The following is a 12,355-nucleotide window of genomic DNA, read 5'->3' as shown; positions in this document are numbered from 1 at the left end:
TCCCCGATGACCTCGCCGAGCATCATGCGCTCGGCGAGGTCATCGGGGAGTACGGCCAGGGCGGCCCCAACGGTCGCCGCCGCCACGTCCCCGGCGGGCCCCTCGCGGAGCATGCCGGGCAGTGCGAGGGCGAGGGTCGCGCAGGCCGCCCTTCCGGGCCGTACGTCGACGAGGTTCACCAGGTGCGCGGCCCCGGCGATCACCACACCGGCCAGCACTTTGTCCAGCGCCCGTTCCTTCAGCAGTGCGCCAGCGACGAGTGCGGCGGTCGAGATCCCGAACAGCTTCACCGCGCCGCTGGTGACGTCGCCGTCCCGCAGCGCCGCCAGGTGGGCCCGGAACCCGCGCCTCGGGTCGTCGGCGCCCGCGATGTCGTCGTACGCCCCGCACACCCCGGCCGCCAGGATCGCGAGCCCGGCGGCGGGGCAGCTCCGGCCGGCCGCGAGCAGTGTGCCGAGCGTGGCCCCCGGTCCGGCGTACAGGGTGACGGTCCGGCCGGTGTGGTTGGTGCGCTGCCAGCGGGGGGCGCCACCGGGGGCCGTGGCCCGGAGGACGGCGACGCCCGCGCGGGCCGCGCTCGCCGCGAGGACGAGCGCGGTCGGCCCACCCATGCGCTCAGGCGTCCGCGCGGGCCGCCGCCAGCAGTTCCTCGGCGTGTGCCCGTGCCGTCTCGGAGTCCTCCTGACCGGCGAGCATGCGCGACAGCTCCCGCACCCGGTCCTCGCCCTCCAGGACCTTCACGCCGGACCGGGTCACCGAGCCGTCGTTGGTCTTCTCCACCAGGAGCTGCCGGTCGGCGAAGGCGGCGACCTGCGGCAGGTGGGTGACGACGACGACCTGCGCCGACCGGGCGAGCCGGGCGAGCCGCCGGCCGATCTCGACGGCCGCCTTGCCGCCGACACCGGCGTCGACCTCGTCGAAGAGGTACGTCGGCACGGGGTCCGTCCCCGCGAACACGACCTCGACGGCCAGCATCACCCGTGACAGCTCACCGCCCGAGGCGCCCTTGGCGATGGGCCGCGGCGGCGCCCCCGGGTGGGGGGCGAGCAGCAGCTCCACCTCGTCCACGCCGGACGGCCCGTACGCCACCGTGCGTCCGCCGACCTCGACGCCCTCGGGGTCCTCGGTCTGCCGGATCTCGAACGACACGCGCGCGTGCGGCATGGCGAGCGAGCCCAGCTCGGCGGTCACGGCGGCGGCGAACCGCTCCGCCGCCTCCTGCCGCGCGTCCGTCAGGGCCTGCGCGAGACCGCCCAGTTCGACGCGCAGCGCGTCCCGCTCGGCGGTCAGCCCCTCGATGCGTTCGTCGTCGCCGTCGAGTTCGGTGAGCCGCTGGGCGCTCTGCTCGGCCCAGGCGAGCACGGAGGCGATGTCCTCGCCGTACTTGCGGGTGAGGGCGGTGAGGGCGGCCCGCCGCTCCTCCACGGCCGCGAGCCGCAGCGGATCGGCGTCCAGGTCGTCGGCGTATCCCGCCAGCTCACCCGCGACGTCGCCGAGCAGGATGCCGATCTCGCCGATCCGGTCGGCGAGCGCGGCCAGCGCCGGGTCGTGCGAACGCACGGCCTCCAGCGCCCGGTGGGCGCCCGCGACGAGCGTCGAGGCGTCGACGCCCTCGGGGTCCTCGGGATTGCCCGCGAGCGCGGCGTGCGCGGCCGTCGCGGCGGATGCCAGCGCCTCCGCGTGCCCCAGCCGCTCGGCCTCCTCGGCCAGCTCCACGTCCTCGCCGGCGCGCGGCTCGACGCCCGCGATCTCGTCGAGCCCGTAGCGCAGCAGGTCGGCCTCCTGGGCCCGCTCACGCGCACGGGTGACGATCTCGTCGAGTTCGACGGCGACGGCCCGCAGCCGCCGGTACGCCTCGCCGTACTTGGCGAGCGGCACGGCCACCGCGTCCCCGGCGTACCGGTCGAGGGCCGCCCGCTGCCGGGACAGCTTCAGCAGCCCCTGCTGGTCGGTCTGCCCGTGCACGGCCACCAGTTCGTCGGCCAGCTCCGCGAGGACGCCCACGGGGACGGACCGCCCGCCGAGGTGCGCCCGCGACCGTCCCTCGGCGGAAACGGTACGGCTGATCAGCAGCGCGCCGTCGTCGAGTTCGGCCCCGGCCTCCTCGGCCCGGACGGCCGCCGAGGCGCCGTCGGGCATGGCGATCCGGCCCTCGACGACCGCGTTCTTCGCGCCGATCCGCACGAGCGCCGGGTCGGCCCGGCCACCGAGCAGCAGACCGAGACTGGTGACCACCATGGTCTTGCCCGCGCCCGTCTCACCCGTCACGGCGGTGAAGCCGGGTGACAGCTCGACGACCGCGTCGTCGATGACTCCGAGCGACCGTATCCGCATCTCCTCCAACACGGACAAGACCATACGAGGTCGAGGGAGGGAAGTGCGACGCCCCCCGTCCCCGATGTCACTCAGGGGAGGTACAAGTCGCCCCATGCCCCCGTGAGGGCCGGGCGCCCGGTAAGGGGCGCGGGCCCCGTAAGAAGCGCCAGCCCGGTAACGGCCACAGGAGCCGGCGGCGGCCGCGCGAGCGGCTCCGGCGCACCCGCGGCCGCCGGAAGCCCCCCCTCACCCCCAGCGAACGGCTAGTGCCGTGCCCCCCGCCACCCCGCGACGGGCAGCGCGAACTTGGCCACGAGGCGGTCCGTGAACGACGCGTGGTGCAGCCGGGCCAGCCGGACCGGTACGGCGCCCCGCCGGACCTCCACCCGGGCCCCCGGCGGCAACTCGACCGTCCGCCGCCCGTCGCACCACAGGACCCCGGGCGGAATGTGCGGCAGCACCTCCACCGCGAGCACCGAGTCCGGCGATGTCACCAGCGGCTTCGCGAACAGCGCGTGCGCGCTGATCGGCACCATCAGCAGCGCCTCGACCTCGGGCCACACGACGGGCCCGCCCGCGGAGAAGGCGTACGCGGTCGACCCGGTCGGCGTGGACAGCACGATGCCGTCGCACCCGAACCCGGTCACCGGTCGGCCGTCGATCTCCAGGACGACCTCGAGGAGCTTCTCGGCGCCGGCCTTCTGCACGGCCGCCTCGTTCAGCGCCCAGTCCGTGTGGACGATGTCCCCGTTCCGGTGAACGACGACGTCGACGGTCATCCGCTCCTCGACCTCGTACGCCTTGGTCACGACGCGGTCGACAACCTTGTCGAGGTCGTCGCGCTCGGCCTCCGCGAGGAAGCCGACGCTGCCGAGGTTGACGCCGAGCATCGGCACCCCGGAGGCGCGGGCGAACTCCGCGCCGCGCAGCAGCGTGCCGTCACCGCCGAGGACGATGAGCAACTCGCACCCGTCGAGGCACTGCGGGGTGGCCTCCTTGACCAGCTCCACCTCCTCGGGGAGCGGGATGTCCTCCGCCTCGGCCTCCAGGACGCGTACGCCCAGCCCGTGGTGGAGGAGGCCCTTCACCACGAGTTCCGCACTGCGGATGGCCGCCGGCCGCCCGGTGTGGGTCAGCAGGAAGACGGTTCGAGTTCGGTTCAGAGTCACCGCGGCCCCTCCGCAACTGCTCGGTCGACGTCGGCCGGGTCCAGTGCGGGTGCCCCGGCACGCAGCCACAGAAAGTACTCGACGTTGCCCGAGGGGCCGGGCAGCGGACTCGCCGTCACGCCCTGCACCCCGAGCCCCAGCTCACCGGCGCGGCGCGCCACCCCGCACACCGCTTCGGCGCGCAGCTCCGGACTCCTTACGACTCCCCCGCTGCCCAGCCGCTCCTTCCCCACCTCGAACTGCGGCTTGACCATCATCACCAGATCGGCGTCCGGCTTCACGCACCGCACCAGGGCGGGCAGTACCAGGCCGAGCGGGATGAAGGACAGATCCCCCACGACAAGATCCACAGGCTCCCCATCGATCGCTTCGAGCGTCAACTCGCGTACGTTCGTACGGTCCTTGACGGTGACGCGTTCATCGCTCCGCAGAGTCCAGGCGAGTTGTCCGTATCCGACGTCGACGGCGACGACGTGGGCGGCGCCGGCCCGCAGCAGTACGTCGGTGAAGCCGCCGGTGGAGGCCCCGGCGTCCAGCGCCCGCCGCCCCTTGACGGCCAGGCCCTGGGGGACGAACGCCTCCAGCGCCCCGGCGAGCTTGTGGCCGCCTCGGGAGACGTACTCGGGATCGCCGTCGTCGCTCGCGACGACGATGGCGGCCGCGGTCTCCACCTGGGTGGCGGGCTTGGTCGCGACGGTCTTGCCGACCGTGACCCGCCCGGCGGCGATCAGCTGGCTCGCGTGCTCACGCGACCGCGCGAGCTTCCGCCGGACCAACTCGGCGTCGAGACGGCGTCGTGCCACACCTGCCACGTTCGGTTCAGCTCCTCGTGCTGTACGGCGTCGGGGGCGCCGGAGGTCCCGGGCGGGCGTCGAGCGCGGTGAGCGCGTCACGCAGCCCCCGGTGCACATCCTCGTACACCTCGACGTGGCCGTCGGTGGCGAGGTGGTCGGCGTCGGCCAGCCGGTCGAGGGCGGCGTCGACGTCCGGGTGGCCGGTGGCGGTGCGGGCCACGTTCAGCGGGGCCGGGGCGGCGGGGTCGTCCTCCGGCTCGACGACCGCGTCGGCCGTCTCCTCCCCCACGGTGGCCTCGGACACAGAGTCGCTCATGCCCCGACGCTACCCCGAAGCCCTGGGGTACCGTCGATCGCGATGGCAACGATTGAGGAGTGCCGCGCCGCGCTCGAAAAGCTCTCGGACAACATGGCAGGCGCCGATGGACAGGTGCGCGAGGCGACGACCCTCGACCGCTCGGTGAGCTGCCACATCAAGGACCTCGACATCACCTTCGTGGGCCGGATGCGCGACGGCCGGATCGAGGTGCACGACACCCTTGAGGGCCCGCCGTCCGAGAAGGCCCAGATCCGGCTCGCCATGACGGGCGACGACCTGGTGGCCCTCGTCCACGGGGAACTGAACTTCGCCAAGGCCTGGGGCTCGGGCCGGGTGAAGCTGGAGGCGGGCTTCCGGGACCTGCTCCAGCTCAGGAAGCTTCTGTAGCGGCGACCTTCGCCTCCCGGTCGGCGTCCCGCTCGCGCCCCTCGGCGCCGGTCCGTGCCCTGCGGGCCGCCGGCACCACCAGCGGTGTGCCCGTCTCCGGGTCGTCGATGACCTGGCAGCGCAGCCCGAAGACCTCCTCGACCAGCTCCGCGGTGACGATGTCGCCGGGCGCGCCCTCGGCTACGACCTCGCCGCCGCGCAGGGCGATGAGATGGGTGGCGTACCGGGCGGCGTGGTTGAGGTCGTGCAGCACGGCGACGAGGGTGCGGCCCTGCTCCTCGTGCAGTTCGGCGCAGAGGTCGAGCACGTCGATCTGGTGCTGGATGTCGAGGTAGGTGGTCGGCTCGTCGAGGAGCAGCAGCGGGGTCTGCTGGGCGAGGGCCATGGCGATCCACACGCGCTGGCGCTGCCCGCCGGAGAGCTCGTCGACGTAGCGGTCGGCCAGCTCGGCGACGCCGGTGGCCTCCATCGACTCCCGGACGATCCGCTCGTCCTGCGCCGACCACTGCCGCAGCAGTCCCTGGTGCGGGTAGCGGCCGCGGCCGACCAGGTCGCCGACCGTGATGCCGTCGGGCGCGATCGACGACTGGGGCAGCAGGCCGAGGGTCCGCGCGACCTGCTTCGCGGGCATCGACTGGATGACCTGCCCGTCGAGGAGCACCCGCCCCTGGGACGGCTTCAGCATCCGGGACAGGGCCCGCAGCAGGGTGGACTTGCCGCAGGCGTTGGGGCCGACGATCACGGTGAACGAGTTGTCGGGGATCTCCACCGACAGCTGCTCGGCGATGACCCGCTGGTCATAGGCGAGGGTGACGTTCTCGGCGGACAGGCGGTTCACAGTGCTCCTCTGGTTGTTCTCGTTCACCGGCCCCGCCGACCTCACCGACGCGCTCGGCCGGTGGCGGCTCGCGAGGCCGGTCGCGTCTCGGCCCGTCACCTCGCGCCCGGTCGCCTCTTGGCCGGTCGCCTCTTGGCCGGTCGCCTTTCGGTCGGTCGCCTCGCTCCCGCCGGGCTGGGGGCGGCTCATATCCGCCCGGCCTTCCGCTCCGTGACCAGCAGCCACAGCAGATAGACGCCGCCGAGGACGCCGGTGACGACCCCGACGGGCAGTTGGTCGGCGCCGAAGGCCCGCTGGGAGGCCCAGTCCGCGACGACGAGCAGGGCGGCGCCCATGCACAGCGAGGGCACCAGGTTGGGGCCGGGGGACCGGGTCAGCCGCTTGGCGAGCTGGGGCGCGGTGAGGGCAACGAAGCTGACCGGTCCGGCGGCGGCGGTGGCCCCGGCGGTGAGCAGCACGGCGGACACCATCAGCAGCATCCGCACCCGCTCGACGCGCACGCCGAGGGCGTACGACACGTCGTCGCCCATCTCCATCATCCGCAGCCCGCGCGCGTTGGCGAGGACCGTGGGCACGAGGATCGCGCACATGATCAGCAGCGGCTGGACCTGCTCCCAGTCACGCCCGTTGAGCGATCCGGTCATCCACACGACCGCGCGGGCCGCGTCGACGATGTCGGCCTTGGTGATCAGATAGCCGTTGACGGCCGTGGCGATCGCGGAGACGCCGATGCCGACGAGCACCAGCCGGTACCCGTGCACGCCCCGCTTCCAGGCCAGCAGATAGATCGCCAGGCCGGTGAACAGGCCGCCGCCGAGCGCGCCGAGGGCGACCTGGTCGGCGTCCCCCGAGAACAGCACGATCACGACCAGCGCTCCGGCCGTGGCCCCCTGCGAGAGACCGAGGACGTCCGGACTGCCCAGCGGGTTGCGGGAGATGGACTGGAACAGCGCCCCGCCCAGCCCGAGCGAGGCCCCGACCAGCAGCCCGACCAGGACCCGCGGCAGCCGCAGATCGTTGATGATCAGCTCCTGGCTCGGGTCGCCGTCGCCGAGCAGCGTCCTGACGACGTCGGCGGCGGGGATCGGGAAGTCGCCGGTGCCGATGAGCACGACACTCGCGACGAGGGCCGCGAGCAGCAGCAGAAGGACGACGACGAACGCCCGTACGTCGAGGCGCACCGAGAGGCCGCCGGGCGAGCGGAGCGCACGGTTGCGCACGGCGGGCTTGCTCATGACCTGCGTCTTCACAGCTGCGCCGTCCTCCGCCGTCGTACGAGAAAGATGAAGACCGGCCCGCCGAGGACGGCGGTGACGATGCCGACCTGGAGTTCCGCGGGCCGGGCCACCACGCGGCCGATGACATCGGCGCCGAGCAGCAGCACCGGCGACAGGACGGTCGCGTACGGCAGGATCCAGCGCAGGTCGGGCCCGGTGAACGAGCGGACGACGTGGGGGACCATCAGCCCGATGAACACGATCGGTCCGCAGGCGGCGGTGGCGGCCCCGCACAGCACGGTGGCGGCGGCCATGGAGAGCGCCCGTGTGCGGTTGAGGTCGGCGCCGAGGGCGCGGGCGGTGTCGTCGCCCATGGCCACCGCGTTCAGCGGCCGGGCGAGCAGGAGTGCGACGACCGTGCCGACCACCAGGAACGGCAGCACCTGCTCGATCGTCTCGTCGGTCGCCGAGGCCAGTGAACCCACCGTCCAGAAGCGCATCTTGGACAGCGCCGCCCCGTCCATGATCATCACGGCTTGGAGGTAGCCGTACAGGGCGGCGCTGATCGCCGTACCGGCCAACGCGAGCCGTACGGGCGTCGCGCCCCGGCTGCCGCCGAGGAACCACACCAGTGCCCCGACGGCCGCCGACCCGAGGAACGCGAACCACACGTACCCGGTCAGCGAGGTGACGCCGAAGTAGGTGATGGCGGTGACGACGGAGGCGGACGCGCCCGCGTTGATGCCGAGCAGCCCCGGGTCGGCCAGCGGGTTCCGGGTGAGCGCCTGGAGGACGGCCCCGGCCAGGCCGAGCGCGGCTCCGGCGAGCAACCCGAGGAGCGTGCGCGAGATCCGCTCCCCCACGACGACGTCACCGTACGTCCCCGTGTCCTCGAACAGGCCGTGCCAGACCTGCGCGAGGGACAGCTCTTTCGCGCCGATCGCGATGCTCGCCAACGCGACCAGGGTCAGCAGGCCGACGGACACGAGGAGTCCGGCGGCACGCATCGCTGCTCTGCGGTTCGGGGGCGCGAAGCCGGTCTCCGCGCGCGGTTCGGGGGGACTCTCGACCAACACCCAGTTAGGTTAGCCTATCCTCCCTTATGGCTCGATCCCGCCCTCGCACAGCGGCGGGGAACCCTCACCGCGCCCCCGCGGCTCTCACAACCCGAGCCGCGCCAGCGCCTTCTCACCGTCCAGCTCGCACGAGCCGTCGCCGGCCGCCGTCCACGCCGCCGCGCACAGCGCCCGCAGCCCGTCGAGCGGCTCGCCCTCACCGTCCAGCAGGAGTCGGTCGCCGTCGGCGGCCGCCGTCCAGCCCCCGCACCGGAAGCCCGCGCCGTCCGCGGCGACTTCGGGCTGCCCGGTGAGCAGCCCCCGCAGGTCGGCGTCGACGTAGGTGGGCCGGTGCTGCGGCGGTGCGGCGAGGAGTTGGGCGCCGTCGGTCACTCCGGTGAGGACGAGCAGCGAGTCGACCTCGCCGTTGAACGCGCCCTCGATGTCCGTGTCCAGCCGGTCCCCGACGACCAACGGCCGCCGGGCGCCGGTCCGCAGGATGGTCTCCTTGTGCATCGGCGGCAGCGGCTTGCCCGCCACCTGCGGCTCGGCTCCCGTGGCGATCCGTACGACCTGGACCGCCGCCCCGTTCCCCGGTGCGATGCCGCGCGCGCTCGGGATCGTCAGGTCGGTGTTGGACGCGAACCACGGGAGCCCGCGCGCGATGGCGTAACTCGCCTCCGCGAACCGCCCCCAGGGCAGGTCGGGCCCGCCGTACCCCTGCACGACGGCCGCCGGATCGTCGTCGGCGGACTCGACGGGTTCCAGGCCCCGCTCCCGCAGCGCGACCCGCAGCCCCTCACCGCCGATGACCAGCACGCGCGCACCGGCCGGCAATTGTTCGCCGATCAGCCGGGCCACGGCCTGCGCCGACGTGATGACGTCCCCGCCCTCGGTCGGTATGCCCAGCTCGGTGAGGTGCTCGGCCACGGCGTCGGGTGTCCGCAGCGCGTTGTTCGTGACGTACGCCAGGTGCATACCGCCCGCCCGGGCGGAACCGAGGGACTCGACGGCGTGCGCGATCGCGCTGCCGCCCGCGTACACCACCCCGTCCAGATCGAGCAGCGCCGTGTCGTACGCCTCGCTCAGGGCCTGCCCACTGCCGTCGGGCCGCGTCCTGACTGCCTGGCTCATTGCACACCGCTCCTCGCTCGACACGGGTACGTGCGCGTACCCACCCGGTCGTCCATCGGTCCGATCGCTTCACCCGATCATCGCGCATGGCACTGACACACATACGATGCACCAATGAAGAACGCAGGTCCCGCGGAGGAGACCCCGGCGCGCAGCGGCCTCGAACTGACCCCGTTCCGGGGCCTTCGCTACGACCCCGACCGGGTCGGCAGTCTGGCCGCCGTGACATCCCCGCCGTACGACGTGGTCGTCCGGCCGGACGGTCTGCTCCACCTCGAGTCCGCCGACCCGTACAACATCGTCCGCCTGATCCTTCCCCAGGCCGGCACCCCGACCGCGAGAAACGAGCAGGCGGCGGAGACGCTGCGCCGCTGGCTCGCCGACGGCGTCCTGGCCGCCGACTCCGAGCCCGGCCTGTACGTCTACGAGCAGGGTGACGGCAGCATCCTCCAGCGCGGCCTCATCGGAGCCCTGCGCCTCTCGGAGCCCGCCGACGGCGTGGTCCTCCCCCACGAGGACGTCATCCCGCACGTCATCACGGACCGCGCGGCCCTGATGCGGGCGACCTCCACCAACATGGAGCCCCTGCTCCTGACGTACCGGGGCAACGGTTCGACCGGCGCGACCGCCGTGGTCGAGCGGACCGTCGAAGGGCCCCCACTCCTTGCCACGACCACCGAGGACGGCTTCAGCCACCGCCTGTGGGCGGTCACGGACCCTGGCGACCTCACCGAGATCCAGGCGGACCTCGCCCATCACCAGGCCCTGATAGCCGACGGCCATCACCGCTGGGCGACCTATCTGCGCCTGCGCACCGAGCACCCGTCCCCCAGCCCCTGGGACTACGGCCTGGTCCTGCTGGTGGACACGGCCCGCTACCCCTTGCGGGTCCGGGCGATCCACCGCCTCCTGCACGGCCTGCCGGTCTCCGACGCGCTGGCCGCCCTGGACGGCCACTTCCGCGTTCAGCGGCTGGACGTCGCGCTGCCGGACGCCCTGTCGGCCCTGGCGGACGCGGCATGCGTCGGCAACGCCTTCCTCCTCGCCGGCGACGGCGCCTTCCACCTCGTGGATCGCCCGGACGCGGACCTCCTCGCCCGTACGATCCCCGCCGACCGCCCGCCGGCCTGGCGCACCCTCGACGCGACGGTCCTGCACGCCACGCTCCTGCGCCATGTGTGGCGCATCCCCGAGGACTCCCCCGCCCATGTCGCGTACATCCATGACACGGCCGCCACGGTCGAGAAGGCGGAACGCGACGGCGGCACGGCCGTCCTGATGCACCCGGTCCGCGAGGAGGTCGTACGCGACCTGGCCCGTCAGGGCGTCACCATGCCCCGCAAGTCCACGTCGTTCGGCCCGAAGCCGGCCTCGGGCCTGGTCCTGCGCGCCCTGCACCTGTAGGCGCCGGCCGACAAACGAAAGGGGGCGGGATCCGCGTGGGATCCCGCCCCCTTCTCGGTGCCTCTACAAGCCGAGGTCAGTCCTTGTCGGCCTCCTGGCCCACGCCGCCCTCGGATCCTTCGGCGTCTGCGGAGCCCTTGCCCTCTTCGACGTCCGCGCTGTCCGCGACGTCCGCGACGTCCGCGGGGGTGTCGCTCTCCTCCACGACCACGACGTCCTCGTCCACGGCGGTCGTCAGGTCACGAGGCTCGGCGTCCTCCACGGGCAGACTGTCGCCGCCGCCTTCCCGCACGTCCCGCTGCTCGTCCCGCTGCTCGTCCTGGTCCTCGACCTCGATGAGGGCGTCGACGAACTCGACGCCGTCCATCTCGGCGAGCCGGTCGGAGGCGTCCGTGCTGCCGTCCTTGTCGGCCTCGACGGCCTTGGCGAACCACTCCCGTGCCTCGCCGTCACGCCCTGCGGCGAGCAGCGCGTCGGCGTACGCGTACCGCAGTCGCGCGGTCCACGGCTGTACGGAGTTGGAGGCCAGTTCGGGGCTCTGCAGGGTCACGATGGCCGCGTCGAGCTGCTCCATGTCCCGGCGTGCGCCGGCCGCGACGAGACGCATCTCGACCTGGCCGGCCTTGTCCAGCTTGTGCACCTCGGGCGCCCCGGCCATGTCGAGCGCCTTCTCGGGCCGCCCGAGACCACGCTCGCAGTCCGCCATGACGGGCCACAGGTCCACGCTGCCGGTCATCCGCCGCGCGGCCCGGAACTCGGCGAGCGCCTCGCTGTACTTCTGGTTGGCGTACGCGGCGAAGCCGGCCGCCTCCCGCACGGCGGCGACGCGCGACGCCAGCCGCAGGGCGACCCTGGAGTAGCCGTACGCGCCCTCGGGGTCCTCGTCGATGAGCCGGGCGACCATCACCAGGTTCTTGGCGACATCGTCCGCGAGCGTCTTGGGCAGGCTCTGCAGCTCCTGCCGTACGTCCTTGTCGATCTCCTCGCCGGTCACGTCCTCGGGAATCGGCAGCCGCTTGATGGGCTCCCGGTCCCGGTCCCGCTCGTCGCGGAAGCGCCCACCGCCACGACGGTCGTCCCGCCGGTCGTCCCGCCGATCGTCACGCCCGCGGAAACCACCGGGCCGACCACCCCGGTCGTCACGCCGGGGCCCACGCCCGCGGTCGTCGCGCCCCCGGTCGTCCCGCCCGCGGAAGCCACCGCGGTCTCCGCCACGGCTGTCACCACGGTCGTCGCGGCGGAAGCCACCCCGGTCGTCGTCACGCCGGTACGAGGGACGCTCCCCCTCGCGCCGCTCGCCCCGGTCATCACGTCGGTCATCACGGCGGTCGTCCCGACGGAAGGGCGGCCTGTCGCCGTCCCTGCGGTCGTCACGCCGGAAGTCGTCGCGTCGGTCGTCGCGGCGGAACGGCGGGCGACCACCGCGGTCGTCACGACGGTCGTCCCGGCCGCCACGGAAGCCACCGCGGTCTCCGCCACGGCTGTCACCACGGTCGTCGCGGCGGAAGCCACCCCGGTCGTCGTCACGCCGGTACGAGGGACGCTCCCCCTCGCGCCGCTCGCCCCGGTCATCACGTCGGTCATCACGGCGGAAGGCCGGCCGGTCGTCCCTGCGGAAGCCCCGGTCGCGGTCGTCACGGCGGAAGCCGCCACGGTCGCCGCTGTCACGCCGGTCGTCGCGACGGTCATCCCTGCGGTCGTCGCGACGGAAGGCGGGGCGGT

Annotated in this window: 12 protein-coding genes and 1 pseudogene; 2 read left to right on the top strand and 11 right to left on the bottom strand. The window is 73.5% G+C overall.

Translation table 11 applies throughout. The annotated features are described in order from the left end of the window. The 5 genes from AOK23_RS40410 to AOK23_RS40390 all read right to left on the bottom strand — a co-directional run. Positions 1 to 611 (bottom strand): hypothetical protein (locus tag AOK23_RS40410; protein WP_055717396.1); only part of this gene is annotated, 611 nt, incomplete at its 3' end. 4 nt (positions 612 to 615) lie between these two features. Next, complete coding sequence (recN, locus tag AOK23_RS40405; protein ID WP_206336424.1) at positions 616 to 2,358, bottom strand: DNA repair protein RecN; 1,743 nt, start codon at positions 2,356 to 2,358, stop codon at positions 616 to 618. Between the two features lie 221 nt (positions 2,359 to 2,579). Then, entirely contained in the window at positions 2,580 to 3,485 is a 906-nt protein-coding gene (locus AOK23_RS40400; RefSeq protein WP_055717395.1) for an NAD kinase, read from the bottom strand. Continuing rightward, entirely contained in the window at positions 3,482 to 4,297 is an 816-nt protein-coding gene (locus AOK23_RS40395) for a TlyA family RNA methyltransferase (protein ID WP_055717394.1), read from the bottom strand. The genes AOK23_RS40400 and AOK23_RS40395 overlap by 4 nt, the downstream gene beginning before the upstream one ends. Before the next feature lie 7 nt (positions 4,298 to 4,304). Further along, entirely contained in the window at positions 4,305 to 4,595 is a 291-nt protein-coding gene (locus tag AOK23_RS40390) for a hypothetical protein (RefSeq protein ID WP_055717393.1), read from the bottom strand. A 42-nt stretch (positions 4,596 to 4,637) separates the two neighbouring features. Here AOK23_RS40390 and AOK23_RS40385 point away from each other — a divergent pair, with 42 nt between their 5' ends. Next, entirely contained in the window at positions 4,638 to 4,985 is a 348-nt protein-coding gene (locus AOK23_RS40385) for an SCP2 sterol-binding domain-containing protein (protein WP_055717392.1), read from the top strand. On the opposite strand, the gene AOK23_RS40380 is transcribed toward AOK23_RS40385, so the two are convergent. The 4 genes from AOK23_RS40380 to AOK23_RS40365 all read right to left on the bottom strand — a co-directional run bounded on the left by AOK23_RS40380 (position 4,969) and on the right by AOK23_RS40365 (position 9,229). Then, on the bottom strand, positions 4,969 to 5,868 hold the full coding sequence (locus tag AOK23_RS40380) for an ABC transporter ATP-binding protein (protein WP_055717399.1): 900 nt from the start codon (positions 5,866 to 5,868) through the stop codon (positions 4,969 to 4,971). The two genes, AOK23_RS40385 and AOK23_RS40380, sit on opposite strands and share 17 nt — an antisense overlap. 140 nt (positions 5,869 to 6,008) lie before the next feature. Continuing rightward, a complete protein-coding gene (locus AOK23_RS40375; protein ID WP_055717398.1) occupies positions 6,009 to 7,058 on the bottom strand; it encodes a FecCD family ABC transporter permease in 1,050 nt (349 codons plus the stop codon). Positions 7,059 to 7,069: 11 nt separating this feature from the next. Beyond that, entirely contained in the window at positions 7,070 to 8,116 is a 1,047-nt protein-coding gene (locus tag AOK23_RS40370; RefSeq protein WP_055717391.1) for a FecCD family ABC transporter permease, read from the bottom strand. An 84-nt stretch (positions 8,117 to 8,200) separates the two neighbouring features. After that, positions 8,201 to 9,229 (bottom strand): HAD hydrolase-like protein, encoded by a 1,029-nt coding sequence (locus AOK23_RS40365; protein ID WP_055717390.1) that lies wholly within the window; start codon positions 9,227 to 9,229, stop codon positions 8,201 to 8,203. Positions 9,230 to 9,343: 114 nt separating this feature from the next. Between AOK23_RS40365 and AOK23_RS40360 the strand changes: the two genes are divergently transcribed. Then, on the top strand, positions 9,344 to 10,633 hold the full coding sequence (locus AOK23_RS40360; RefSeq protein WP_055717389.1) for a DUF1015 family protein: 1,290 nt from the start codon (positions 9,344 to 9,346) through the stop codon (positions 10,631 to 10,633). A gap of 76 nt (positions 10,634 to 10,709) precedes the next feature. On the opposite strand, the gene AOK23_RS40355 is transcribed toward AOK23_RS40360, so the two are convergent. Both AOK23_RS40355 and AOK23_RS40350 read right to left on the bottom strand, forming a co-directional pair. After that, positions 10,710 to 11,645 carry a tetratricopeptide repeat protein gene (locus tag AOK23_RS40355; RefSeq protein WP_206336425.1) on the bottom strand — a complete coding sequence of 312 codons (936 nt, stop codon included), beginning with the start codon at positions 11,643 to 11,645 and terminating at the stop codon, positions 10,710 to 10,712. Next, positions 11,624 to 12,355, bottom strand: a pseudogene (locus AOK23_RS40350) (hypothetical protein); the annotation flags it as partial. The gene AOK23_RS40355 and the pseudogene AOK23_RS40350, both read right to left, overlap by 22 nt.

The sequence above is a fragment of the Streptomyces torulosus genome, from assembly GCF_001419765.1.
GTDB lineage: Bacteria > Actinomycetota > Actinomycetes > Streptomycetales > Streptomycetaceae > Streptomyces > Streptomyces torulosus.
Note: the sequence above shows the minus strand (reverse complement) of the source record. Positions and strands in the feature narration are given on the sequence as shown.